The sequence below is a fragment of the Vibrio sp. QJM3NY_27 genome, from assembly GCF_057785955.1.
This window is the reverse complement of the sequence record NZ_CM173511.1, coordinates 1,905,533-1,932,306: the sequence shown is the minus strand read 5'-3', so window position 1 is coordinate 1,932,306 and position 26,774 is coordinate 1,905,533. Positions and strand designations below refer to the sequence as shown.

At 48.5% G+C, this 26,774-nt stretch carries 17 protein-coding genes; 12 read left to right on the top strand and 5 right to left on the bottom strand.

All coding sequences use genetic code 11. The features are described from left to right. The first annotated feature begins 87 nt into the window (after positions 1 to 87). The 7 genes from acnD to AC3CIA_RS08710 all read left to right on the top strand — a co-directional run bounded on the left by acnD (position 88) and on the right by AC3CIA_RS08710 (position 9,361). Positions 88 to 2,733: a Fe/S-dependent 2-methylisocitrate dehydratase AcnD gene (gene acnD / locus AC3CIA_RS08740; RefSeq protein WP_488517975.1), complete on the top strand. Its 2,646-nt coding sequence runs from the start codon at positions 88 to 90 to the stop codon at positions 2,731 to 2,733. Position 2,734: 1 nt separating this feature from the next. Continuing rightward, positions 2,735 to 3,907, top strand: a complete 1,173-nt coding sequence (prpF, locus tag AC3CIA_RS08735) for a 2-methylaconitate cis-trans isomerase PrpF (protein WP_488517974.1) — start codon at positions 2,735 to 2,737, stop codon at positions 3,905 to 3,907. Between the two features lie 118 nt (positions 3,908 to 4,025). After that, positions 4,026 to 5,930 (top strand): propionyl-CoA synthetase, encoded by a 1,905-nt coding sequence (locus AC3CIA_RS08730; protein WP_488517973.1) that lies wholly within the window; start codon positions 4,026 to 4,028, stop codon positions 5,928 to 5,930. Between the two features lie 176 nt (positions 5,931 to 6,106). After that, a complete protein-coding gene (locus tag AC3CIA_RS08725; protein ID WP_135456343.1) occupies positions 6,107 to 6,553 on the top strand; it encodes a hypothetical protein in 447 nt (148 codons plus the stop codon). 249 nt (positions 6,554 to 6,802) lie between these two features. Further along, entirely contained in the window at positions 6,803 to 7,204 is a 402-nt protein-coding gene (locus tag AC3CIA_RS08720; RefSeq protein ID WP_017076343.1) for a YMGG-like glycine zipper-containing protein, read from the top strand. Between the two features lie 193 nt (positions 7,205 to 7,397). Further along, positions 7,398 to 7,877: a GNAT family N-acetyltransferase gene (locus AC3CIA_RS08715; RefSeq protein ID WP_017100229.1), complete on the top strand. Its 480-nt coding sequence runs from the start codon at positions 7,398 to 7,400 to the stop codon at positions 7,875 to 7,877. Between the two features lie 71 nt (positions 7,878 to 7,948). Further along, positions 7,949 to 9,361 carry a bifunctional NUDIX hydrolase/phosphatase PAP2 family protein gene (locus tag AC3CIA_RS08710; RefSeq protein ID WP_488517972.1) on the top strand — a complete coding sequence of 471 codons (1,413 nt, stop codon included), beginning with the start codon at positions 7,949 to 7,951 and terminating at the stop codon, positions 9,359 to 9,361. Between the two features lie 100 nt (positions 9,362 to 9,461). On the opposite strand, the gene AC3CIA_RS08705 is transcribed toward AC3CIA_RS08710, so the two are convergent. Further along, on the bottom strand, positions 9,462 to 10,271 hold the full coding sequence (locus AC3CIA_RS08705) for a Cof-type HAD-IIB family hydrolase (protein ID WP_488517971.1): 810 nt from the start codon (positions 10,269 to 10,271) through the stop codon (positions 9,462 to 9,464). Positions 10,272 to 10,456: 185 nt separating this feature from the next. Between AC3CIA_RS08705 and queE the strand changes: the two genes are divergently transcribed. After that, the gene (gene queE, locus AC3CIA_RS08700; RefSeq protein WP_338121295.1) at positions 10,457 to 11,125 is read left to right on the top strand and encodes a 7-carboxy-7-deazaguanine synthase QueE; all 669 of its coding nucleotides are present in this window, start codon (positions 10,457 to 10,459) and stop codon (positions 11,123 to 11,125) included. Positions 11,126 to 11,185: 60 nt separating this feature from the next. After that, positions 11,186 to 11,881 (top strand): 7-cyano-7-deazaguanine synthase QueC, encoded by a 696-nt coding sequence (gene queC / locus AC3CIA_RS08695; protein WP_017082670.1) that lies wholly within the window; start codon positions 11,186 to 11,188, stop codon positions 11,879 to 11,881. Between the two features lie 7 nt (positions 11,882 to 11,888). On the opposite strand, the gene AC3CIA_RS08690 is transcribed toward queC, so the two are convergent. The 4 genes from AC3CIA_RS08690 to AC3CIA_RS08675 all read right to left on the bottom strand — a co-directional run bounded on the left by AC3CIA_RS08690 (position 11,889) and on the right by AC3CIA_RS08675 (position 16,406). Continuing rightward, on the bottom strand, positions 11,889 to 13,874 hold the full coding sequence (locus AC3CIA_RS08690; RefSeq protein WP_488517970.1) for a diguanylate cyclase: 1,986 nt from the start codon (positions 13,872 to 13,874) through the stop codon (positions 11,889 to 11,891). A gap of 162 nt (positions 13,875 to 14,036) precedes the next feature. Then, complete coding sequence (locus AC3CIA_RS08685; RefSeq protein ID WP_004733613.1) at positions 14,037 to 14,387, bottom strand: DUF2750 domain-containing protein; 351 nt, start codon at positions 14,385 to 14,387, stop codon at positions 14,037 to 14,039. 136 nt (positions 14,388 to 14,523) lie between these two features. Then, positions 14,524 to 15,141: an OmpA family protein gene (locus AC3CIA_RS08680; protein ID WP_004733614.1), complete on the bottom strand. Its 618-nt coding sequence runs from the start codon at positions 15,139 to 15,141 to the stop codon at positions 14,524 to 14,526. After that, positions 15,141 to 16,406 carry a TolC family outer membrane protein gene (locus AC3CIA_RS08675; protein WP_004733615.1) on the bottom strand — a complete coding sequence of 422 codons (1,266 nt, stop codon included), beginning with the start codon at positions 16,404 to 16,406 and terminating at the stop codon, positions 15,141 to 15,143. Before AC3CIA_RS08675 ends, AC3CIA_RS08680 begins: the two co-directional genes overlap by 1 nt. Positions 16,407 to 16,851: 445 nt before the next feature. Here AC3CIA_RS08675 and AC3CIA_RS08670 point away from each other — a divergent pair, with 445 nt between their 5' ends. From AC3CIA_RS08670 to AC3CIA_RS08660, 3 genes are read left to right on the top strand one after another with little or no spacing between them, the layout of a single operon-like run. Continuing rightward, positions 16,852 to 18,132: an Ig-like domain-containing protein gene (locus tag AC3CIA_RS08670; RefSeq protein ID WP_488517969.1), complete on the top strand. Its 1,281-nt coding sequence runs from the start codon at positions 16,852 to 16,854 to the stop codon at positions 18,130 to 18,132. Further along, on the top strand, positions 18,089 to 26,056 hold the full coding sequence (locus AC3CIA_RS08665; protein WP_488517968.1) for a beta strand repeat-containing protein: 7,968 nt from the start codon (positions 18,089 to 18,091) through the stop codon (positions 26,054 to 26,056). Before AC3CIA_RS08670 ends, AC3CIA_RS08665 begins: the two co-directional genes overlap by 44 nt. After that, positions 26,013 to 26,762 (top strand): hypothetical protein, encoded by a 750-nt coding sequence (locus tag AC3CIA_RS08660; protein WP_488517967.1) that lies wholly within the window; start codon positions 26,013 to 26,015, stop codon positions 26,760 to 26,762. The genes AC3CIA_RS08665 and AC3CIA_RS08660 overlap by 44 nt, the downstream gene beginning before the upstream one ends. The last annotated feature ends 12 nt before the right edge of the window (positions 26,763 to 26,774 follow it).

Below are 26,774 nucleotides of genomic sequence, written 5' to 3'. Positions count from 1 at the left end.
CCGACTTATGTCTTGAGGTGGCTTCCGTCTTCATACGACAAGGCCTCAAGAACCAACGAATAGAATCTAACAGATAATGGTGGATGTATGTCTGATGTAAAACTTGAACAAGCTCAGTACCTTGATAAAAACCAGTACCGAAAACTTTTACCCGGTACGCATTTAGAGTATTTCGATGCCTGTGAAGCGGTAGAAGCGATATCTCCGGGCAGTTATAGAACCTTGCCTTATACGTCGAGAGTATTGGCAGAGCAATTAGTAAGACGCTGTGATCCTGAAACCCTTGAAAACAGCTTAAAACAGATCATTGAACGCAAGAGTGACCTTGATTTCCCTTGGTATCCTGCGCGTGTGGTGTGTCATGACATTCTTGGTCAAACAGCCCTAGTAGATTTGGCTGGATTAAGAGACGCGATTGCCGACCAAGGCGGAGACCCTGCCAAGGTCAACCCCGTTGTCGAAACCCAACTGATTGTTGATCACTCTTTAGCCGTGGAACATGCAGGCTTTGATAGTGAAGCCTTTGATAAAAACCGTGCGATTGAAGAACGCAGAAACGAAGACCGTTTTCATTTTATTGAATGGTGTAAAACCGCGTTTAAAAACGTGAGTGTGATTCCTGCGGGTAATGGAATTATGCACCAGATTAACTTGGAGAAAATGTCTCCAGTGATTCAATCTAAAGAAGGCATCGCGTTCCCAGATACCTGTGTTGGTACCGATAGTCATACTCCTCATGTTGATGCTCTGGGTGTTATTGCAATAGGTGTAGGTGGTTTGGAAGCTGAGACTGTGATGCTCGGTCGTCCGTCTATGATGCGTTTGCCAGACATCGTGGGCGTTAAACTGACGGGTCAACGACAAGAAGGGATAACCGCAACGGATATTGTGCTTGCGATTACTGAGTTCCTTCGAAATGAAAAAGTGGTTTCTAGTTACTTAGAGTTCTTTGGTGAAGGTGCTCGTGCACTGACTATTGGCGACCGCGCCACTATATCGAATATGACACCAGAATACGGCGCGACAGCAGGTATGTTCTATATCGATGAACAGACCATACAATACCTAAAGCTGACAGGACGCGAGCCTGAACAGGTTGAGTTAGTTGAGCTATACGCTAAGCAAACTGGCTTATGGGCCGATGATTTAGATTCCGCTCAATACGAACGTGTGCTTGAGTTTGATTTGTCTAAAGTTGAGCGCAACCTTGCAGGGCCATCCAATCCACATCGTCGTTTACCAACCAGTGAACTTGCCAAACAAGGCATTAGCCAATCATCGTGGAAAGAACAACATTCGGCGAAATATAGCGATGAACAAATGCCCGATGGTGCTGTGATTATTGCTGCAATCACTTCTTGTACAAACACCAGTAATCCAAGAAACGTAGTCGCCGCAGCATTGGTGGCTAAGAAAGCCAATCAGCTTGGATTAGTTCGTAAGCCTTGGGTGAAAACGTCATTCGCCCCAGGCTCAAAAGTCGCCAAGTTATATCTCGAATCGTCAGGTTTGCTTCCTGAACTTGAACAATTAGGCTTCGGTATCGTGGGTTATGCGTGCACTACCTGTAACGGAATGAGTGGGGCGTTGGATCCTAAAATCCAACAAGAGATCATCGACCGCGACCTGTACTCAACCGCTGTGTTATCTGGGAATCGAAATTTCGATGGTCGAATTCATCCTTATGCTAAACAAGCGTTTTTAGCGTCACCGCCATTGGTGGTTGCTTACGCTTTAGCGGGTACGATTCGCTTTGATATCGAAAAAGACAGCCTAGGTACAGACAACAATGGTAAACCAATCTATCTAAGTGATTTGTGGCCAAGTGATGCAGAAATTGATGCGGTTGTCGGTGAGCATGTTAAGCCTCAGCAATTCCAACAAATCTACGTGAAAATGTTCCAGCCAGACGAAGAACAGGTAACGACTGAACCGCTTTATGACTGGCGACCTCAAAGTACCTATATTCGCAGACCACCTTATTGGGAAGGAGCTCTTGCGGGAGAACGAAACCTATCTGGTATGAGACCTTTAGCGATTCTGGGCGACAACATTACTACGGATCACTTATCCCCTTCAAATGCGATTCTCGCTTCGAGCGCAGCGGGGGAATACCTCACCAAAATGGAAGTGCCGGAAGAGGACTTTAACTCTTACGCGACCCATCGAGGTGATCACTTAACCGCGCAACGAGCAACATTCGCCAACCCTAAGCTGTTTAACGAAATGGTGAGGGACGCTGGAGAAGTCGTGCAAGGTTCATTAGCAAGGGTTGAACCCGAAGGTCAAGTTACGCGAATGTGGGAAGCGATAGAAACTTACATGAACCGTAAACAACCCTTGATAGTGGTTGCTGGTGCCGATTATGGACAAGGTTCATCACGTGATTGGGCAGCCAAAGGTGTGCGTTTAGCGGGTGTTGAAGTGATTGTGGCAGAAGGGTTTGAACGAATTCACAGAACCAACTTGGTTGGCATGGGCGTGCTGCCTTTGCAGTTTAAAGCGGGAACGAATCGGAATACCTTACAACTCGACGGTACCGAACTTTACGACGTGTACGGTGACATTGAAGCAGGTTCAGACTTGGCTTTAGTGATCACTCGTAAAAGCGGTGAAAAGCTTGATGTGCCAGTAACCTGTCGATTAGATACCGCAGATGAAGTGAATGTGTATAGCGCTGGTGGTGTGTTGCAGCGTTTTGCCAAAGACTTTACTTGCGCAGTAGGAGCTTGATATGACAAACAAACAGATCAAAGTGCCTGCAACTTATATGCGAGGAGGCACGAGCAAAGGGGTTTTCTTCAATCTAAGAGACTTACCTGAAGCGGCGAAAATGGCGGGTGAAGCGAGAGATGAATTACTCTTACGAGTGATTGGCAGTCCAGACCCTTATGGTAAACAAACCGATGGTATGGGTGGTGCAACATCGAGTACCAGTAAAACCGTGATTGTTTCGAAAAGCAGTAAAGCCGATCACGATGTTGACTACCTATTCGGCCAAGTTGCCATTGATAAGCCGTTTGTGGACTGGAGTGGTAACTGCGGCAATCTGTCTGCTGCAGTAGGCCCATTTGCTATTCATAGTGCCTTAGTCGATTCGAATCGTATTCCAGAAAACGGTGTTGTCGAGGTGCGAGTATGGCAAGTTAACATCCAGAAAACCATTATTATTCATGTGCCTATCACCAATGGTGAAGTCCAAGAGTTAGGTGACTTTGAGCTTGATGGCGTGACTTTTCCTGCGGCAGAAATACGAGTCGATTTCTTAGATCCTGCCGATGGCAATGGTTCAATGTTTCCAACAGGGAATGTTGTCGATTTTTTAGATGTTCCCGAATTGGGCTGCATCAAAGCGACATACATCAATGCAGGAATACCGACTATTTTTGTTGATGCTGAATCGGCGGGTTATCAAGGCACAGAGCTTCAATCGGATATCAATAGCGATGCCAAAGCTTTGGCGCTGTTTGAATCTATCCGAGCGCATGGTGCGGTTGCGATGGGGCTGATTGATTCTTTAGAACAAGCTGAATTACGCCAACATACACCTAAAGTCGCGTTTGTTGCTAAGCCTCAAGCGTATCAAGCTTCAAGTGGTAAATCGGTATTAGCTGACGATACCGACCTTCTGGTGCGAGCTTTGTCTATGGGACAACTTCATCACGCCATGATGGGTACAGCTGCAGTCGCCATTGCTTCGGCGGCAAGTGTGCCAGGTACGTTAGTGAACTTGGCAGCCGGTGAGGGGACCCGAGATTTTGTGACCTTTGGTCATCCATCAGGGACCTTAAAAGTGGGTGCTAAAGCTATTCAGACGGAAAGCGGTTGGAAAATTGAGAGGGCGATTATGAGTCGTAGTGCCCGAGTGATCATGGAAGGTGCCATCCGTGTGCCTTTTCCTAAGTAAAGCGATTGTCGTGAACGGTTAAATATTCACGAACACAACGCTGAGAAAAGAGTGCACCCAAGTGACACTGCTAAAAGCTAGTCGCTTGGACAAATGGATAAAGCATGGAGGAGGCACTATGTCTGCTACGAATCAAATGAACAGAAAAACAGACTATATCACCGAGTACCAATGGGCTAGGGAAGACCCTAATTCGTTTTGGGAAACACAATCACAAGCGATAGATTGGTTTGAACCACCAAAAACGATATTACAAACTGACGATAACGGTATTGAGCGCTGGTTTCCTGATGGGGTGATGAACACGTGCTGGCTGGCGCTTGATTATCATTGTGAAAATGGGCGAGGTGACAATACCGCGCTGATTTACGACTCTCCAGTTACAGGAACTCAATCCTCGTACACTTACAAACAACTGCGTGACCAAGTGGCTAAAGTCGCTGGTATGTTAGCCACGCAAGGCGTTACCAAAGGCGATCGTGTGGTGATCTACATGCCAATGATTCCTGAAGCGGCGATGGCAATGTTGGCCTGTGCACGACTAGGCGCGGTGCATTCGGTGGTGTTTGGTGGGTTTGCTCCTCATGAGCTTGCCGTTCGAATTGAAGATGCCGAGCCGAAGGTGTTGATTACAGCGTCTTGTGGAGTCGAGATAAACAAGGTTCTACCATATAAGCCAATGGTTGACAGAGCGATCATGGACAGCCGTTGGAAACCAGAAAAAGTCGTGGTATTCCAAAGAGAGCAGTCTCTAGCCGAATTGAACAATGAACGTGATGTACTTTGGCAACAAGCGGTTAGCGATGCATTACCTCATGTGTGTGTGCCTGTTCTAGCTACTGATCCACTATACATATTGTATACATCAGGGACGACGGGTAAGCCAAAAGGCGTGGTGCGTGATAATGGTGGTCACGCGGTCGCGATGAAATACTCGATGAGCACTATCTACGATATGCCGCAAGGTGGCGTGTTTTGGGCAGCTTCTGACGTGGGTTGGGTTGTAGGCCATTCCTATATTGTGTATGCGCCACTGATTCACGGTTGCACCTCTATTCTGTTTGAAGGCAAGCCGGTAAGAACACCCGATCCAGGCGCATTCTGGCGTGTTTGTGAAGAATACAATGTTGATGTGCTGTTTTCTGCCCCAACAGCGTTTAGAGCAATCAAGAAAGAAGATCCTGAAGGTAAGTTGCTCACCAAGTATGACTTATCATCGCTCAAGTCGATTTTTATGGCGGGAGAGCGTTTGGACCCGCCAACATTGGATTGGGTCGAGTCTCATACCAATAAACCGGTTATCGACCACTGGTGGCAAACCGAAACGGGTTGGGCTATTTCTGCCAATCCAACAGGGCTTGAATCTTTGCCTGTAAAAGCGGGTTCTTCAACCAAGCCAGTACCCGGTTACCAAGTGGAGATCCTCAATGAATTGGGTGAAATCGCACAAACGAATCAACAAGGGTTTGTGGCACTTAAACGACCATTGCCGCCTGGTTGCTTACCCACGGTATGGCGCAATCATGATAGATTTGAATCCGGCTATTTGAGTCAGTTCCCGGGCTATTATGTTTCTGGGGATGGTGGCTATCTTGATGAAGATGGGTATCTATTTATCATGGGCCGTATCGACGATGTGATAAACGTAGCGGGACACCGTCTGTCGACTGGAGAAATGGAAGAAATCGTGGGTGGTCACCCCGCGATTGCTGAATGTGCCGTTGTCGGTATTCATGATGACTTGAAAGGGCAACTACCGCTTGGTTTAGTTGTGCTAAAAGATGGCGTGAAAGTTGATGATATGGAGTTACAAGCTGAATTAGTTGGTAAGGTTCGTAATGAAATCGGCGCTGTCGCCTGTTTCAAACAAGCTTTAGTTGTTGAGAGGTTACCGAAGACTCGTTCAGGTAAGATCTTACGCAGAACCATTCGTCAAATTGCAGAAGGTGAGCAGTATGTGGTGCCTTCGACGATTGATGACCCGACAAGCTTAACTGAGATTGCCGAGAAGTTGGGTAGATAGTATCGGCATAAATAATGTCATTGGCGCTAAGTAGAATTAGGTTGAATCTGGGATATGAGTTGGCTTGCTGAAACATAACCATTAGTGATGTTTTACCTAAACTTTACTTTATTCATCTTACCAGACAGTTTGCTTATTATGACCTCATTATTATTCCCACATATTGAGGTCACTCTATGCGAACCTATTTTTTGCTTATCGCTTTACTTGCTAGTGGTGCAGTTGATGCTGCTACTTCAAAGGATGAGGTTAGCCGAGTGCTGCTAGAACCCCTGAGCCACCCAAAAGTATTCAAGTGCGTGTCTAAGACGGGCGTCGATTTGTATCAAGCAGTGTTTGATATTAAAGATGGGCATGATTTTGATCCGATAAATTCAAAAATGATCGTCAATTCAAGAAAAGGTCACTACGAATATCAAATTTTGGGCGCGGTAAGGTCTGAAAGAGCAGGAGAGATCGTAGTGTTGACTCGACACGTTGGCGACGATGTTAAAGTTGCCGCTATGATCGATGAGGAGAATGGGAAAATACTTGGAATTGGTGATAAAAATCATTATCGAGATTGTGGTGTAAGGCCGCCTCCTAGTGCAGCGGATATGCAGAACTTTTGGTCGAAAGGCTAAAACAGATTATTAGATTATTAGATTATTAGATTATTAGATTATTAGATTACTAGAGTTATTGAGGCGGCCTTATCGGTCGTCTTTTTGTATCTACTGAAAAATGATAAATCCTATATTTCTAAATAATGATGTGTTGATTGATTAATACATAGTCAATCATTATGTATCGCCTAAACTGGCCTTTATTTATCTCACTAAGCGTTCTGTTTAAGATAGCTTCATTCCAAACGAAACCAAAGCGAGACTCCTATGACATTCACTAAACCTTTCCTTTTAGCGACACTGATTGTGACTCTTTCTGGCTGTGCATCTCCTGCCACTGATAACGAAAATGAAAACGCAGCGCGTAATCGTGGTGCTATTGGTGGTGCTCTACTAGGAGCGACGGCTGGAGCGCTGACTGGAGACGCGAGCTTAGCGGTTAAGGGTGCTGCACTAGGAGGTGTAACAGGTGGAGTCGCTGGTTCGATGAAAGATACCGATGACGCAAGAAATGCTCAAAGAACTCAAGTGACTGCTGACGGTTTAGCACAAGATAATCGCACCGATGCTGAAAAGCGAGTTGCTGAGGTAGAAGCAGAGATTAAGCTGATTGAGTTGGAACAACAGCTTGCTGAACTGAAAACTGAGAAAGACAACGACGGAGCGTAACCGCTAGCTATTATTCTCGTCTAGTAACTTTAAAATAAGTTAAATCAAACAAATGGTCACAATAATGTGGCCATTTTTGTATCTAAAATGCGCTGTTCAAACAATGAATTAATTCAATCACTTGTATAGATACTGACTGCAGGTAAACTAGACTCAATTTAGATACTAATTTGGTTTGAGAAGCGCAATAGTCATGAATGTCACCTTAAGGGCTGCAAAGCATACGGATTTGGAACAACTTAATGAGTTAATGTTCGATCTCCACCATCATCACCACCTTGCTAGCCCAGAGCACTTTAAAACGGCAGAAGAGATTGAGCAGGAAAAAAGCATTGCACGTTACTTGGATGATCCTGAATGCTTGGTTTATGTGGCATTAAAAGGTGAGCTCATTGTTGGCTTTATCTCCGGACATTTTTGTGAGCTTATCTCAACGGTGAGTAAACCGGTGCCGATGGGGAGTGTCGATGAACTGTTTGTCTTGCCTGATTATCGAAAAGAATCGATTGCTGAAAAGTTGTTTAGCAAAGTTGAAGCGACTTTTGATGATTATGGGGTTGAACAAGTCTTTGTAGAGGTTTGGGACTTTAATTCGCCTGCCAAGGACTTCTATCAAAAAATGGGGTTCACACCTCACATTCAATGGATGAGGAAGGCTTTGCACAAAACATAGACAGCGATTTTGTGCATGTTTGATTACACTAGAGCAGTCTTTAACTTTTTCTCTTATTTTAGGTAAATTCGTTGGTTATTCGATATTTATTAGTTTTCATATTGCCTCTTTTGAGTACTACTTCCGCTTGGGCGAGCAACACTTTGCCCGATCATATCGCGGGCGCTTTGTGTGTAGTACGTGCTGATAACCAAATCGTATTGGTTGATGAATTGATCACGGGGCAATTGTCTCTACCGGGAGGCACTGTGGTTTCTGGTGAGCCGCCAGCGGTCGCGGCGCAACGAGAAACTTGGGAAGAGGCGGGCTTGTCCGTGACGGTCGGTGATGTGTTGGGATATACCGACAGTGCCGTTGTGTATGATTGTGTCTCTGACTCTGAAGTGATCAGTTACAAAGCTCGAAATGAGTTAGTTGGCTTTGAGCTACCAATCTGGTTTGCTCCTCATTATGGTGTGGAAGTCAGTCGCGCGATGTTATTGCCACCTACGGAGTTGCAAGCCAATCAATACCGTTACCCAGAGCAATGGTCTGAGATTAACGAATTCTTTCTATCCGCGACAGATCAACCTGTGACGTATGTGACTGAGCTGGTGGGCGCGGCACCGAAAGTCCATCAAGTTGAATTAAATTGGATTGTGTCGCTTCAAAACGCGTTCGATAAGATGCCAAGCGTGTTTGCGAATACTGTGCTTTTAACTGACTCGTTAGCGAAGCCATGGATTTTCATCGTGATATTGCCGCTAATTGCTTGGCATTTTGGCCGTAACTTCGCGTTGAAGTTTGGCTTCACTTTGATCTCGGTGACATTGCTCACTTTAATCGCCCACCAAGGGTTTGGTTTTCCACGTCCGCATGCTTACTTGCCAACGTTGAAGCTAGTGATGAGCAGTGGGTATAGCTTTCCAAGTTTATTGGCTGGCTTGTGGGTGAGTTTAACCTTGTTAGTTTTTTGGAAACTAAAGCGCCTCTTGGATCAAAAATCGATTTTGATAGTGCTCGCGGGCCTACTGTGGATTATGCTATTTACGTCTTATTCAGGCAGTGCGTTCTTTAGTGATGTCTTAATGGGAGGCGTATTGGGCGCGTTAACGACTTGGCACATCGTGAGATTAGATGCGAAACCTGATGTTGATATTAGTGCCTTATTAAGCTCTAAAGGTGTCTGGTGGGCATTGTGCGTACTGTCGATTGTTCTCACGGTGATATGGCCACTGCCAACATTCTCTTTCTGGGTAGCAATTTTGATGACGATTGTATGCTTAGTAACGTTAACGGATTCAAAGCCTTTGGTCGGCCAGTTCTCATTCAAGATTGTATTTGGAGTGATGGCTATGTTGTTAGCGGGGAATCTACTGATTAGCTGGGCTGGAAGTTTCGTCTCATTCAGTGGCATCGCTTCATTTATCGTTGAGACCTTACGTTTCCCAATCTTGATTCTATTTGGTGTAGTGGCGTTTCGTCTGCCATGGAAAAGAGAGTAGGCGAACCGACTAATATAAAATCAAAAAAGGCTGTGCAGTGCACAGCCTTTGTCATTTGTGCAACAAGCAAAAAGTAATTCTCACTATAGCTGCTGAGCGTTTATGAGTTGAAGATAAACTTCTCAATCGCGACCGCTACACCATGGTCGTCGTTGCTCGCTGTGATGTGATCCGCCAGTTTCTTGGTTTCTTCCATTGCGTTTTCCATTGCAATGCCAAGGCCAGCGTATTCAAGCATATGATGATCGTTTTCAGCGTCACCCATGCAGATTACTTCTTCTGCTGTAATACCCAAGTGCTTAGCTATCGCCTCAATACCGACACCCTTGTTTGAATTCGGGTTTAGGAACTCTAAGAAGAATGGTGCACTTTGCACGATAGTAAATTGAGCCTTAAGCTCTTGTGGCAACTTGCCGGTGATTTCAGTCAGCTTGCTTGGTTCTGCGACAATCATAGTTTTGATGATTTCGTGGTCGTCTTCTAGTTGAGAAAAGTCGAACTCGGTAATCTCTAAGCCATTAATACGCGCTTCAATAGCTGTGTACTCATTGTTTTCAGGCGTGATTAAGCCATGAATCTTGCTGAATGCATGAACATAACCACCAAGCTTTACAGCGAGGGCTGCGATCTCTTTCGCGGCTTTACCATTGCTGATTTCACTATGAATGAGTTCTTTTGTAGCGACGTTTTGAACCATAGAGCCGTTGTAGAAGAGCACAAAGTCATCTTCGTCGTTGATTGAAAGCTCGTCTAACTTACTCTGCATACCTTCTAAAGGACGACCAGAAGCCAGAACCACTTTCACTCCTGAAGCACGTGCTTTGGCAATCGCGTCTTTGTTCTCTTGAGAAATTACTTTATCACTGTTGAGCAGTGTGCCATCCATATCAAGAGCAATCAGTTTGTACATGTTGTTCCTTACTAAAAAATTAAAAGCTAACGAAATCTAATGGGCGAAAGGATAAGGGAACTTGAAAGTTCAGGCTAGGGCTTTGATCAACTCATTTATCAGTACTCATTTGTTTGACCAAAAGGGGCAAGTGCTTTAAGGTCTGCGGTTGATTAATTTCATCAAATGATTGAGCTGAGGGTAAGTTGTACAAGATTAATGAAATGTTTGAAACCATCCAGGGCGAGGGCGTATTTACCGGCGTTCCTGCTGTTTTTGTTCGACTGCAAATTTGCCCTGTAGGCTGTTCTTGGTGTGATACCAAACAGACTTGGGAAGCGTTGCCGGAAGATGAAACGAGCCTTGGTGATATTATGGTTAAGACAGAGGATTCACCGACTTGGTCTGCAATTGATGCGCAAGGAATCGTGAATGAATATATCAAGCAAGGTTACACCGCGAAGCACATTGTGATTACTGGTGGTGAGCCGTGCATTTATGATCTTGTCCCTCTTACTGAAGCATTTGAGCAGCACGGTTGTCGCTGTCAGATTGAGACCAGCGGAACCTCCGAAGTAAAAGCCACACCGGAGACTTGGGTTACGGTGTCACCAAAAGTCGCAATGAAAGCCAAATTGGATATCCTTGATAGCGCACTCGTTCGTGCGAATGAAATCAAGCACCCTGTTGGTACCGGTAAAGATATCGAGCAACTAGATGCTCTTATTGCTAGAGCCGATGTTCCTGAAAATACAGTCATTGCACTTCAGCCGATTAGCCAAAAAGAACGTGCAACGCAACTGTGTATTGATACTTGTATTGAACGTAACTGGCGTTTATCTATTCAAACTCACAAATATTTGAGCATCGCATAGGTTGCATTTGTTTACTGGCCTAGATAAGTCGCTAGTAGAAGATTCTCGTAAGGATTTAAGATGAAAAAAGCAGTCGTAGTATTCAGTGGTGGTCAAGACTCAACAACGTGTCTTGTTCAAGCTTTAAAAGAGTATGATGAAGTTCATGCGATTACGTTTGACTATGGTCAGCGCCATAGACTCGAGATTGAAGTTGCGGAGTCGTTGTCGAAAGAGCTTGGTGTGAAAGCGCACAAAGTGATGGATGTGACTCTGTTGAATGAACTGGCTATCAGCTCTCTGACTCGTGACGATATCCCTGTTTCTCATGAGCTACAAGAGAATGGATTACCAAACTCTTTTGTTCCTGGTCGTAATATTCTGTTCTTAACTTTGGCGGGTATTTACGCTTACCAAATCGGTGCAAATACCGTAATCACGGGCGTGTGTGAAACTGATTTCTCAGGCTACCCTGATTGTCGTAATGACTTTGTGAAAGCGATGAACTCTGCGCTTGTACAAGGTATGGACAAGCCGCTTGATATTAAAACACCGTTAATGTGGCTCAACAAAGCTGAAACATGGGCGTTGGCCGACCAGTACTCAGCACTTGAGCTTGTTCGCAATAAAACACTGACTTGTTACAATGGCATCATCGGTGATGGTTGTGGCGATTGCCCAGCGTGTGAACTGCGTAAAGTTGGCCTTAACGATTACCTAGGTGATCGTGAAGGTATTATGGCTGAGTTGGTTCGCAAACAGACTGAGAATAAATAACCTCAGGTCAATCAATTGGTTCGTTGTAAGCATCAATGATGCAGTTTCGGCCGTTGCTCTTTGCTTGATACAGTGCTTGGTCAAGCACTGAGTACAAGTCATCAAAGTCACTTAATGCGTTTGAGGTTGCTAGATAAGCAAAACTCGCGGTTACATTAAGTGGCTTTTTGCTTTCTGATAAGAAGACTGTGCTTGATATTGCGTAATGTAGCTCTTCGACGCGCTCTCGCACGTCTACAGACTTGGTCTTGGTTAGCATGATGAGAAATTCTTCGCCTCCTAAGCGACCAAACAATTCGTCATTCATTAAGTGTTTTCGTATTTGCTGACTAATATGGACGAGCGCTCTATCACCGGTAGGGTGTCCATGTTCATCATTGATCTTCTTGAATCTATCCAGATCGAGCAGAACGAGGACATGTTGCTTGTCCGTTCCTTTACAGCGTCTGACTCTTTTGATTCTTCGTATGATCTCGGTCCGGCCATACGCTTTCGTCATAGCATCGATGGAAGCTTTTGCGCGAATCGTTTTGTTTGCTAATACCGTAAAGCTTGCGGCGCACAGCAACAGAATAACAATGACGTTGTACATCCATCTTTGATGCTCCATTTTTTCAATTTGAACGCGGTCGAGCTTTGTCTGATTTATCAGGAAAGAGCTTTCCAATTCTTGCTCATATTTAGCGTGGGTCAGGTCTAGTGCTTCAAAAGCCAACCTGTTATCGATATCGCGTGTTTCAATTTGTATAGACGAGTATCGCTGGTAGAAATAGAAAGCTTGTTGGTAATTGCTGAGCGCTTGATGAAGCTCGGAAAGCTGCAGGAGTGACTGAGCGATGTACTTGTGTCTTGTGACTTGCTCGGATACTTCTAGAGCTTGCTGAGCATAATTGAGCGCCTCGGTTGTCAGCTTTTGCTCTTCGAACATATCGCTTATCGCCAAGTAAGCGTTAATACGAATGACGTCGTTACTCAATTCATTCGAAGCTGACAGAGAGTTGACTAAGTAACCTCTTGCCAAATCATAGTCCCTAATTTGAGTGTAAGCTTTTCCTAAGCCAAGACTTGTTAGTGCGATACCGTAGCTATGTGAAGATGAGCTCAGCAGTGTTCTTGCTGTTTGAAAGTGGTTAATTGCTAAGTCACTTTGCTCTTGGTTAAGGTAGAGATCTGCAAGGCTATGATGCACTTGTGCTTTCATCAAATCAGAAGCACTTTCTCTTAATGTGAGTGCTTCTTTGAGGTACTCTGCCGATTTTTCATATTGCTTTAACTCTTTAAGCAAGTTACCCACATCATTATAGATCCCCGAAATGTCATGTCCTTGTGGGAACACGTTTATCAGTGATAGGTAGGTATCTAGCGCGGCTTGATAGTCACTGCGGAAATGGTGATTGTTAGCGATGACTCGATAAGTACCAAACTTTGGTAACACAGGGTCAGCGATGTTATGTAAATCTGATTGAAGCGCAGAACAGTAATAGTTCGCTTGATGATATTTAGCTTGCTCGTTAAGCGATCGGCATAGCTGGTATTTTAGCAGGGCTCTTCCAGTCAAATCACTACGTGATTGCATTTTCGCCAATAGGGTCAAAAAGCCTTGTTGCGCTTCTTCATATTGGCCTTGGCCGTCTTTCATCAATGCAGAAATAAACGCTTCTTCAATCGCTTGGTACTCACTGTCGTTTGAAGCGATTCCATAGAACGGTTGATCTCGGTGGCTCATGTATTGATATAACAGAGATGAAAGGTAAAGCTTATCCCCATAGACAGTTGAGCCAGTGTAACGGGTTTGCAGCATGTTTAATGCACGCGATGGGGAATGAGTTAGAGTCGAGAGATAGAGTGCATTCCAATCAGCATTTGGAGTCGTGTTTGAATCCAAATTGGATGAGTTGAAAGGGGAGTCCAGGTGACGATCTTGTGTTGATACTTGGCCATGAGAATAAAAGCTAATGAACAGTAGAAGGGTAATAAAAACAGAGTGAGTCACAAGAAATTATCTATCAGATAAAGAACGATATTCTATTATTAGTTTGATCTTGCTTCAAATTTTGAATGGTATTGGCAGGAGGTTATGCGAGGTAAGTCTCTAATTTGTTGATATTTATCTGAGGTGTATCGGTCGTACTGTTCGCACGACCGATATCGGAAATTAGATGTATAATTTCGCTAGGTCAGAAGGCTCAAGTTCTTTGCCTTCTAATGTTGCATTCCAGTTAATACCAACAAGAACGCCGTCTTCAGCTAGAGTCAGTAACCAATCTTCTACAAAGATATCTAGTGGAATTTCTAATACTTCGAAGTCAGCCCACTCTTCAACGTTGTGAGTCTGAGCATCTTCTTTTGAAGACCAAAAAGGCATCACTTCGCTGCTTTCGAATTCACTTGAGTCACATGCTAGCCAACCTTCTTCATTGCGAAGGCCCCATACCAGTTTAGTTTCTTGTGTTTCAGAAACGAAAAGTTCTAGATTTGCTTGAGTATCAGCTGTTAGTTTGCTCATGGATTAATTCTCTATGTTGATAACGACGCAAGATTAACATTATAGACGGCTTAGGTACATGCTATTCAAGGAATTATCACCATACTGAAACGTTAACTAAAGATCACGTTTCAGTATGGTAAGCGCAGGATAGAGCCTACTTTTTTATTTTGGTGAAGATGTGCCACTCTTCTTTGATGTTGCCTTTAAATCCAACAACGGAAGCGACAACTTTTCGATGTAGTGCGTGATTAACTTGGCTGTCATCACTGCTGAATTCAGAGTCGCCATGACCCACGATATTGACTCGAGATGGTTGAATACCATTACTGATAAGGGCTCGCCTTACGTGAGATGCTCGCTCTTTTGACAGTTTTAAATTGTGTTTGGCATTGCCCACTTTACTGGCATAACCTTGCAACTCAATCGATGTACCCTCGTAACGCTTCAAAAACGCAGCCATCTGGCGTATCTGCCCTAGGAAAACAGGGTTAATTTCCGTAGAGTTATTAGCAAAGAGTATGTGGAGCTCTTTCTTTTCTGACGATTCAAAATATGAACCACAACCGTCGTTATCGATCTCTGCACCAATTTGCGTATCGGGACATAGATCTCGCGCGTTAATTACGCCGTCATTATCATCATCTTCGAGATCATAAATTTGCGTGATGTCTGGAAGAGCCCGATATTCAAATTCTTCATTGCTTGTTTCAGCTAAAACGTTGGCAGAGACAATCATGAGACAAAGCGGAAATACAGTCTTTATCAGCTTCATTAGTATTCTACCTTTTCATTCCATTCTTGAGGGGTTTCGACGCGTAACCCAGTTAACAGGTTTCCTGTTGCATTCATTACTCGGTACTTCGCGTATTGTTCGTCGTACTTGGCATCCAGATAGCCCTTACGGGCTTCGAATAGTTCGTTCTCGGTGTTAAGCAAATCGAGAAGGGTACGTTTACCGATACGGTATTGTTTCTCATAAGAGATAACGGTGTCTGATGCCGAGTCTACGTGGTCAGATAAAAACTCTTTCTGTTGGACGGTTAAATCAAGTGCGCTCCATGAAAGACGCAAGCTCTCTTCTACATTACGGTAAGTACTCTCGCGGAGGTCTTTCGCTTTGTTTAGTTGATAAGCGGCACTTTCTGCACGGTCTTGGTCTGAACCGCCGTTGTAAAGGTTGTATCTTAAACGAACCATCGCAGAAAACTCGTCACTGCTGCCTGGAGTGCCACCGGCATCATCGCGCCAGGTTTGAGCGGCTTCAAAAGAAACCGTTGGGTAGTTGGTGCTCTTAGATTGCTTGTATTGAAATTTCGCTGAGTCTACATCGGCTTGTGCAATCTTAATTACTGGGTGCTGATTAAACGCTTTTGCTAATGCGCCATCAACCGTGTAAGGGATAGCGCCTGCATCTGCACGAGGGAAGGTTAAGCCTAACGGAGATTGACCCACAAGCCTTTTGAATTGTGTATGAGTGTCAAAAAGGTTGTTTTGCGCCGCAAGTAAATTACCGTGCGCTTTAGCAATACGTGCTTCTACCTGTGACATATCTGCCGTTGAGCCAATACCTGATTCAACACGCTTGCGAATATCGCTGTATATTTTTTTGTGGGTTGCGAGGTTGTTTTCAGAGAGTGAAAGCACTTCATAAGCTTTTACCGCATCGAGATAAACCTTGGTCACTTCTAATGCGATATCTTGAGCATTAGATATCAATTGATAACGCACTGATTCCGCATCTGCCGCGGTACGGTCAATATCATTCGATGTATTAGCCCCATCCCAGATAAGCTGAGTTAGCGTAATTGTCGCTTCTTTCCGAGTCAGATCGGTCGTGCTTGAGTTAGTTGCTAGATCGGTATGTTCGTAACCAATACCTCCATCCAAGTCTATACTTGGACGATAAGCACCGCCAGAAGCATCATTAAGATATCGCTTGCTGACATATTCGTTATAAGCACTTTTGATTTCAGGATTACTTTCTAAAGTGAACGCAACGGCTTGCTCAAGGGTTTGTGCTGTCGTCGGTAAGCTCATACTTATAGCTAACCCTAATGTTGTCTTTTGAAGCCTATTCAATGTGCATCTCCCTAAAGTTAGCTCGCATCTAAGTCTTGAATTTGTGCTGTTATATACGAAATTTAGATGAACCGCCAAAAAAATTACGATCGCTAAGCTGGCGTTCGCAAATGGTTGTCAAAATGTTAACCGATCAGCGTGCGTTTTATGGTGTTTTTATACACGTCAATCTTACGTTTTTAAATCTATTATTTTCCGCAAACACAATAACTTATATTACTGGTGTGAGCACTAAGATTGTTATGCGATGTGATCACCGTCATTAGCTTGTCACTCAAGTTGTTAAATACTAGATTCATAACTAGGAATTATATGACTTTAAGTGTTATATTTTAACTAATATTATAAATATAATGTCACTATTTTGACGTTAATGACAAGAAATGCTTTTTTAGGGGTTTATATGGACATGACAACATTGAATTTGGGTGGTGCATTAGCACTTGGCCAGCGCATTGTTATCTCGGTAGATGGTACGATTAAAGTCTTAGAAGAAGGCCAACCACTACAAACAGGGGATGTCGTTCTTGAATCCCAGAACGGATCCAATGAACCTCAGGTATCAGTAAAGCGTTTTTCACCAGAAGAAGGTGAGGAAGTTGAACTTGACCAAGACATAGCGAATATTTTTGCTGCATTGGAAGAAGGTCAAGACCCAACAGAGTTAGGTGAAGAGTTCGCTACCGCTGCTGGTCAGAATGGTTCTAGTTTGGCTTCTAGCGGAACTATTGAACGTGATGGTGAAGAAACCATTCCTGGTACAGAGTTCGTGACTACGGGTTTTGAAGCACTGGGTATGTCTCGTACTCAAAGCTTGAGTCTTCTAGATGCCTTCCGTTCGTTTGAGCAACCTAATGCCGATCCCACTTTTGTTGATAACAACAACTCACCTATCGGTGACACTGTCTCTTTTACCACAAATGAAGATACGCCAGTAAACGGAACCTTGTCGGCTTCAGACGAAGATGGCGATTCTCTGTCTTTTGTTAAAGCTACAGATCCTTCGAACGGCACAGTCGTCGTTGATGAAAACGGCGATTGGACTTATACACCCAATGAAAACTACAACGGTGATGACAGCTTTACGGTAGAAGTCTCTGACGGCCAAGGCGGCACAGACACAATAACCGTGAATGTCGGTGTTACTCCTATTAATGACTCACCTGTCGGTGAAGATGTCTCTGTCACCACAGATGAAGATACTCCAGTAAGTGGATCACTCACTGCAACCGATGCAGATAACGATCAGTTAACGTTTAGCAAAGGCACAGAACCATCGAATGGCTCAGTAGTCGTTGACGAAAATGGTAATTGGACATATACCCCAGACGAGAACTACAACGGCAGCGATAGCTTTACTGTGATTGTGAGCGATGGGCAGGGTGGCACGGATACTATTACTGTTGATGTAGTGGTGACGGACGTGAATGACGCGCCGGAAATCACCGTGACAGCGAACGACTTCACAGAAGACGCTGGCGCAGCAGTGGGCGATGTAGCGGGCACGTACGTGACGTCTGACGAAGAAGGCGATGCGGTAACCGTGACCTTCACGCCAGGCAGCAATGCCAACGGCCACTACACGTTAGATACGGCAACGGGTCAGGTGAAACTGACGCAAGATGGTGTAGACGCCATCAATGCGGGTGACGCAAGATGGTGTAGACGCCATCAATGCGGGTGAAGACTTAGATACCATCGATCTGACGGTGACTCAGACCAATGACAGCAGCCTGACAGGCACAGACAGCGATACCCCAGTGGTGACGGACGTGAATGACGCGCCGGAAATCACCGTGACAGCGAACGACTTCACAGAAGACGCTGGCGCAGCAGTGGGCGATGTAGCGGGCACGTACGTGACGTCTGACGAAGAAGGCGATGCGGTAACCGTGACCTTCACGCCAGGCAGCAATGCCAACGGCCACTACACGTTAGATACGGCAACGGGTCAGGTGAAACTGACGCAAGATGGTGTAGACGCCATCAATGCGGGTGAAGACTTAGATACCATCGATCTGACGGTGACTCAGACCAATGACAGCAGCCTGACAGGCACAGACAGCGATACCCCAGTGGTGACGGACGTGAATGACGCGCCGGAAATCACCGTGACAGCGAACGACTTCACAGAAGACGCCTGGCGCAGCGCAGCAGTGGGCGATGTAGCGGGCACGTACGTGACGTCTGACGAAGAAGGCGATGCGGTAACCGTGACCTTCACGCCAGGCAGCAATGCCAACGGCCACTACACGTTAGATACGGCAACGGGTCAGGTGAAACTGACGCAAGATGGTGTAGACGCCATCAATGCGGGTGAAGACTTAGATACCATCGATCTGACGGTGACTCAGACCAATGACAGCAGCCTGACAGGCACAGACAGCGATACCCCAGTGGTGACGGACGTGAATGACGCGCCGGAAATCACCGTGACAGCGAACGACTTCACAGAAGACGCTGGCGCAGCAGTGGGCGATGTAGCGGGCACGTACGTGACGTCTGACGAAGAAGGCGATGCGGTAACCGTGACCTTCACGCCAGGCAGCAATGCCAACGGCCACTACACGTTAGATACGGCAACGGGTCAGGTGAAACTGACGCAAGATGGTGTAGACGCCATCAATGCGGGTGAAGACTTAGATACCATCGATCTGACGGTGACTCAGACCAATGACAGCAGCCTGACAGGCACAGACAGCGATACCCCAGTGGTGACGGACGTGAATGACGCGCCGGAAATCACCGTGACAGCGAACGACTTCACAGAAGACGCTGGCGCAGCAGTGGGCGATGTAGCGGGCACGTACGTGACGTCTGACGAAGAAGGCGATGCGGTAACCGTGACCTTCACGCCAGGCAGCAATGCCAACGGCCACTACACGTTAGATACGGCAACGGGTCAGGTGAAACTGACGCAAGATGGTGTAGACGCCATCAATGCGGGTGAAGACTTAGATACCATCGATCTGACGGTGACTCAGACCAATGACAGCAGCCTGACAGGCACAGACAGCGATACCCCAGTGGTGACGGACGTGAATGACGCGCCGGAAATCACCGTGACAGCGAACGACTTCACAGAAGACGCTGGCGCAGCAGTGGGCGATGTAGCGGGCACGTACGTGACGTCTGACGAAGAAGGCGATGCGGTAACCGTGACCTTCACGCCAGGCAGCAATGCCAACGGCCACTACACGTTAGATACGGCAACGGGTCAGGTGAAACTGACGCAAGATGGTGTAGACGCCATCAATGCGGGTGAAGACTTAGATACCATCGATCTGACGGTGACTCAGACCAATGACAGCAGCCTGACAGGCACAGACAGCGATACCCCAGTGGTGACGGACGTGAATGACGCGCCGGAAATCACCGTGACAGCGAACGACTTCACAGAAGACGCTGGCGCAGCAGTGGGCGATGTAGCGGGCACGTACGTGACGTCTGACGAAGAAGGCGATGCGGTAACCGTGACCTTCACGCCAGGCAGCAATGCCAACGGCCACTACACGTTAGATACGGCAACGGGTCAGGTGAAACTGACGCAAGATGGTGTAGACGCCATCAATGCGGGTGAAGACTTAGATACCATCGATCTGACGGTGACTCAGACCAATGACAGCAGCCTGACAGGCACAGACAGCGATACCCCAGTGGTGACGGACGTGAATGACGCGCCGGAAATCACCGTGACAGCGAACGACTTCACAGAAGACGCTGGCGCAGCAGTGGGCGATGTAGCGGGCACGTACGTGACGTCTGACGAAGAAGGCGATGCGGTAACCGTGACCTTCACGCCAGGCAGCAATGCCAACGGCCACTACACGTTAGATACGGCAACGGGTCAGGTGAAACTGACGCAAGATGGTGTAGACGCCATCAATGCGGGTGAAGACTTAGATACCATCGATCTGACGGTGACTCAGACCAATGACAGCAGCCTGACAGGCACAGACAGCGATACCCCAGTGGTGACGGACGTGAATGACGCGCCGGAAATCACCGTGACAGCGAACGACTTCACAGAAGACGCTGGCGCAGCAGTGGGCGATGTAGCGGGCACGTACGTGACGTCTGACGAAGAAGGCGATGCGGTAACCGTGACCTTCACGCCAGGCAGCAATGCCAACGGCCACTACACGTTAGATACGGCAACGGGTCAGGTGAAACTGACGCAAGATGGTGTAGACGCCATCAATGCGGGTGAAGACTTAGATACCATCGATCTGACGGTGACTCAGACCAATGACAGCAGCCTGACAGGCACAGACAGCGATACCCCAGTGGTGACGGACGTGAATGACGCGCCGGAAATCACCGTGACAGCGAACGACTTCACAGAAGACGCTGGCGCAGCAGTGGGCGATGTAGCGGGCACGTACGTGACGTCTGACGAAGAAGGCGATGCGGTAACCGTGACCTTCACGCCAGGCAGCAATGCCAACGGCCACTACACGTTAGATACGGCAACGGGTCAGGTGAAACTGACGCAAGATGGTGTAGACGCCATCAATGCGGGTGAAGACTTAGATACCATCGATCTGACGGTGACTCAGACCAATGACAGCAGCCTGACAGGCACAGACAGCGATACCCCAGTGGTGACGGACGTGAATGACGCGCCGGAAATCACCGTGACAGCGAACGACTTCACAGAAGACGCTGGCGCAGCAGTGGGCGATGTAGCGGGCACGTACGTGACGTCTGACGAAGAAGGCGATGCGGTAACCGTGACCTTCACGCCAGGCAGCAATGCCAACGGCCACTACACGTTAGATACGGCAACGGGTCAGGTGAAACTGACGCAAGATGGTGTAGACGCCATCAATGCGGGTGAAGACTTAGATACCATCGATCTGACGGTGACTCAGACCAATGACAGCAGCCTGACAGGCACAGACAGCGATACCCCAGTGGTGACGGACGTGAATGACGCGCCGGAAATCACCGTGACAGCGAACGACTTCACAGAAGACGCTGGCGCAGCAGTGGGCGATGTAGCGGGCACGTACGTGACGTCTGACGAAGAAGGCGATGCGGTAACCGTGACCTTCACGCCAGGCAGCAATGCCAACGGCCACTACACGTTAGATACGGCAACGGGTCAGGTGAAACTGACGCAAGATGGTGTAGACGCCATCAATGCGGGTGAAGACTTAGATACCATCGATCTGACGGTGACTCAGACCAATGACAGCAGCCTGACAGGCACAGACAGCGATACCCCAGTGGTGACGGACGTGAATGACGCGCCGGAAATCACCGTGACAGCGAACGACTTCACAGAAGACGCTGGCGCAGCAGTGGGCGATGTAGCGGGCACGTACGTGACGTCTGACGAAGAAGGCGATGCGGTAACCGTGACCTTCACGCCAGGCAGCAATGCCAACGGCCACTACACGTTAGATACGGCAACGGGTCAGGTGAAACTGACGCAAGATGGTGTAGACGCCATCAATGCGGGTGAAGACTTAGATACCATCGATCTGACGGTGACTCAGACCAATGACAGCAGCCTGACAGGCACAGACAGCGATACCCCAGTGGTGACGGACGTGAATGACGCGCCGGAAATCACCGTGACAGCGAACGACTTCACAGAAGACGCTGGCGCAGCAGTGGGCGATGTAGCGGGCACGTACGTGACGTCTGACGAAGAAGGCGATGCGGTAACCGTGACCTTCACGCCAGGCAGCAATGCCAACGGCCACTACACGTTAGATACGGCAACGGGTCAGGTGAAACTGACGCAAGATGGTGTAGACGCCATCAATGCGGGTGAAGACTTAGATACCATCGATCTGACGGTGACTCAGACCAATGACAGCAGCCTGACAGGCACAGACAGCGATACCCCAGTGGTGACGGACGTGAATGACGCGCCGGAAATCACCGTGACAGCGAACGACTTCACAGAAGACGCTGGCGCAGCAGTGGGCGATGTAGCGGGCACGTACGTGACGTCTGACGAAGAAGGCGATGCGGTAACCGTGACCTTCACGCCAGGCAGCAATGCCAACGGCCACTACACGTTAGATACGGCAACGGGTCAGGTGAAACTGACGCAAGATGGTGTAGACGCCATCAATGCGGGTGAAGACTTAGATACCATCGATCTGACGGTGACTCAGACCAATGACAGCAGCCTGACAGGCACAGACAGCGATACCCCAGTGGTGACGGACGTGAATGACGCGCCGGAAATCACCGTGACAGCGAACGACTTCACAGAAGACGCTGGCGCAGCAGTGGGCGATGTAGCGGGCACGTACGTGACGTCTGACGAAGAAGGCGATGCGGTAACCGTGACCTTCACGCCAGGCAGCAATGCCAACGGCCACTACACGTTAGATACGGCAACGGGTCAGGTGAAACTGACGCAAGATGGTGTAGACGCCATCAATGCGGGTGAAGACTTAGATACCATCGATCTGACGGTGACTCAGACCAATGACAGCAGCCTGACAGGCACAGACAGCGATACCCCAGTGGTGACGGACGTGAATGACGCGCCGGAAATCACCGTGACAGCGAACGACTTCACAGAAGACGCTGGCGCAGCAGTGGGCGATGTAGCGGGCACGTACGTGACGTCTGACGAAGAAGGCGATGCGGTAACCGTGACCTTCACGCCAGGCAGCAATGCCAACGGCCACTACACGTTAGATACGGCAACGGGTCAGGTGAAACTGACGCAAGATGGTGTAGACGCCATCAATGCGGGTGAAGACTTAGATACCATCGATCTGACGGTGACTCAGACCAATGACAGCAGCCTGACAGGCACAGACAGCGATACCCCAGTGGTGACGGACGTGAATGACGCGCCGGAAATCACCGTGACAGCGAACGACTTCACAGAAGACGCTGGCGCAGCAGTGGGCGATGTAGCGGGCACGTACGTGACGTCTGACGAAGAAGGCGATGCGGTAACCGTGACCTTCACGCCAGGCAGCAATGCCAACGGCCACTACACGTTAGATACGGCAACGGGTCAGGTGAAACTGACGCAAGATGGTGTAGACGCCATCAATGCGGGTGAAGACTTAGATACCATCGATCTGACGGTGACTCAGACCAATGACAGCAGCCTGACAGGCACAGACAGCGATACCCCAGTGGTGACGGACGTGAATGACGCGCCGGAAATCACCGTGACAGCGAACGACTTCACAGAAGACGCTGGCGCAGCAGTGGGCGATGTAGCGGGCACGTACGTGACGTCTGACGAAGAAGGCGATGCGGTAACCGTGACCTTCACGCCAGGCAGCAATGCCAACGGCCACTACACGTTAGATACGGCAACGGGTCAGGTGAAACTGACGCAAGATGGTGTAGACGCCATCAATGCGGGTGAAGACTTAGATACCATCGATCTGACGGTGACTCAGACCAATGACAGCAGCCTGACAGGCACAGACAGCGATACCCCAGTGGTGACGGACGTGAATGACGCGCCGGAAATCACCGTGACAGCGAACGACTTCACAGAAGACGCTGGCGCAGCAGTGGGCGATGTAGCGGGCACGTACGTGACGTCTGACGAAGAAGGCGATGCGGTAACCGTGACCTTCACGCCAGGCAGCAATGCCAACGGCCACTACACGTTAGATACGGCAACGGGTCAGGTGAAACTGACGCAAGATGGTGTAGACGCCATCAATGCGGGTGAAGACTTAGATACCATCGATCTGACGGTGACTCAGACCAATGACAGCAGCCTGACAGGCACAGACAGCGATACCCCAGTGGTGACGGACGTGAATGACGCGCCGGAAATCACCGTGACAGCGAACGACTTCACAGAAGACGCTGGCGCAGCAGTGGGCGATGTAGCGGGCACGTACGTGACGTCTGACGAAGAAGGCGATGCGGTAACCGTGACCTTCACGCCAGGCAGCAATGCCAACGGCCACTACACGTTAGATACGGCAACGGGTCAGGTGAAACTGACGCAAGATGGTGTAGACGCCATCAATGCGGGTGAAGACTTAGATACCATCGATCTGACGGTGACTCAGACCAATGACAGCAGCCTGACAGGCACAGACAGCGATACCCCAGTGGTGACGGACGTGAATGACGCGCCGGAAATCACCGTGACAGCGAACGACTTCACAGAAGACGCTGGCGCAGCAGTGGGCGATGTAGCGGGCACGTACGTGACGTCTGACGAAGAAGGCGATGCGGTAACCGTGACCTTCACGCCAGGCAGCAATGCCAACGGCCACTACACGTTAGATACGGCAACGGGTCAGGTGAAACTGACGCAAGATGGTGTAGACGCCATCAATGCGGGTGAAGACTTAGATACCATCGATCTGACGGTGACTCAGACCAATGACAGCAGCCTGACAGGCACAGACAGCGATACCCCAGTGGTGACGGACGTGAATGACGCGCCGGAAATCACCGTGACAGCGAACGACTTCACAGAAGACGCTGGCGCAGCAGTGGGCGATGTAGCGGGCACGTACGTGACGTCTGACGAAGAAGGCGATGCGGTAACCGTGACCTTCACGCCAGGCAGCAATGCCAACGGCCACTACACGTTAGATACGGCAACGGGTCAGGTGAAACTGACGCAAGATGGTGTAGACGCCATCAATGCGGGTGAAGACTTAGATACCATCGATCTGACGGTGACTCAGACCAATGACAGCAGCCTGACAGGCACAGACAGCGATACCCCAGTGGTGACGGACGTGAATGACGCGCCGGAAATCACCGTGACAGCGAACGACTTCACAGAAGACGCTGGCGCAGCAGTGGGCGATGTAGCGGGCACGTACGTGACGTCTGACGAAGAAGGCGATGCGGTAACCGTGACCTTCACGCCAGGCAGCAATGCCAACGGCCACTACACGTTAGATACGGCAACGGGTCAGGTGAAACTGACGCAAGATGGTGTAGACGCCATCAATGCGGGTGAAGACTTAGATACCATCGATCTGACGGTGACTCAGACCAATGACAGCAGCCTGACAGGCACAGACAGCGATACCCCAGTGGTGACGGACGTGAATGACGCGCCGGAAATCACCGTGACAGCGAACGACTTCACAGAAGACGCTGGCGCAGCAGTGGGCGATGTAGCGGGCACGTACGTGACGTCTGACGAAGAAGGCGATGCGGTAACCGTGACCTTCACGCCAGGCAGCAATGCCAACGGCCACTACACGTTAGATACGGCAACGGGTCAGGTGAAACTGACGCAAGATGGTGTAGACGCCATCAATGCGGGTGAAGACTTAGATACCATCGATCTGACGGTGACTCAGACCAATGACAGCAGCCTGACAGGCACAGACAGCGATACCCCAGTGGTGACGGACGTGAATGACGCGCCGGAAATCACCGTGACAGCGAACGACTTCACAGAAGACGCTGGCGCAGCAGTGGGCGATGTAGCGGGCACGTACGTGACGTCTGACGAAGAAGGCGATGCGGTAACCGTGACCTTCACGCCAGGCAGAATGACACTGACGCAAGATGGTGTAGCGCCATCAATGCGGCAGCAATGCCAACGGCCACTACACGTTAGATACGGCAACGGGTCAGGTGAAACTGACGCAAGATGGTGTAGACGCCATCAATGCGGGTGAAGACTTAGATACCATCGATCTGACGGTGACTCAGACCAATGACAGCAGCCTGACAGGCACAGACAGCGATACCCCAGTGGTGACGGACGTGAATGACGCGCCGGAAATCACCGTGACAGCGAACGACTTCACAGAAGACGCTGGCGCAGCAGTGGGCGATGTAGCGGGCACGTACGTGACGTCTGACGAAGAAGGCGATGCGGTAACCGTGACCTTCACGCCAGGCAGCAATGCCAACGGCCACTACACGTTAGATACGGCAACGGGTCAGGTGAAACTGACGCAAGATGGTGTAGACGCCATCAATGCGGGTGAAGACTTAGATACCATCGATCTGACGGTGACTCAGACCAATGACAGCAGCCTGACAGGCACAGACAGCGATACCCCAGTGGTGACGGACGTGAATGACGCGCCGGAAATCACCGTGACAGCGAACGACTTCACAGAAGACGCTGGCGCAGCAGTGGGCGATGTAGCGGGCACGTACGTGACGTCTGACGAAGAAGGCGATGCGGTAACCGTGACCTTCACGCCAGGCAGCAATGCCAACGGCCACTACACGTTAGATACGGCAACGGGTCAGGTGAAACTGACGCAAGATGGTGTAGACGCCATCAATGCGGGTGAAGACTACACGTTAGATACGGCAACGGGTCAGGTGAAACTGACCATGGTGTCGCCATCAATGCGGGTGAAGACTTAGATACCATCGATC

Excerpts from the sequence above, each read along its gene's own strand:
- acnD (WP_488517975.1), top strand. The coding sequence starts at position 88 with ATGTCTGATGTAAAACTTGAACAAGCTCAGTACCTTGATAAAAACCAG.
- prpF (WP_488517974.1), top strand. The coding sequence starts at position 2,735 with ATGACAAACAAACAGATCAAAGTGCCTGCAACTTATATGCGAGGAGGC.
- AC3CIA_RS08730 (WP_488517973.1), top strand. The coding sequence starts at position 4,026 with ATGTCTGCTACGAATCAAATGAACAGAAAAACAGACTATATCACCGAG.
- AC3CIA_RS08725 (WP_135456343.1), top strand. The coding sequence starts at position 6,107 with ATGCGAACCTATTTTTTGCTTATCGCTTTACTTGCTAGTGGTGCAGTT.
- AC3CIA_RS08720 (WP_017076343.1), top strand. The coding sequence starts at position 6,803 with ATGACATTCACTAAACCTTTCCTTTTAGCGACACTGATTGTGACTCTT.
- AC3CIA_RS08715 (WP_017100229.1), top strand. The coding sequence starts at position 7,398 with ATGAATGTCACCTTAAGGGCTGCAAAGCATACGGATTTGGAACAACTT.
- AC3CIA_RS08705 (WP_488517971.1), bottom strand. The coding sequence starts at position 10,271 with ATGTACAAACTGATTGCTCTTGATATGGATGGCACACTGCTCAACAGT.
- queC (WP_017082670.1), top strand. The coding sequence starts at position 11,186 with ATGAAAAAAGCAGTCGTAGTATTCAGTGGTGGTCAAGACTCAACAACG.
- AC3CIA_RS08685 (WP_004733613.1), bottom strand. The coding sequence starts at position 14,387 with ATGAGCAAACTAACAGCTGATACTCAAGCAAATCTAGAACTTTTCGTT.
- AC3CIA_RS08680 (WP_004733614.1), bottom strand. The coding sequence starts at position 15,141 with ATGAAGCTGATAAAGACTGTATTTCCGCTTTGTCTCATGATTGTCTCT.
- AC3CIA_RS08675 (WP_004733615.1), bottom strand. The coding sequence starts at position 16,406 with ATGAGCTTACCGACGACAGCACAAACCCTTGAGCAAGCCGTTGCGTTC.
- AC3CIA_RS08670 (WP_488517969.1), top strand. The coding sequence starts at position 16,852 with ATGGACATGACAACATTGAATTTGGGTGGTGCATTAGCACTTGGCCAG.
- AC3CIA_RS08665 (WP_488517968.1), top strand. The coding sequence starts at position 18,089 with ATGCGGGTGACGCAAGATGGTGTAGACGCCATCAATGCGGGTGAAGAC.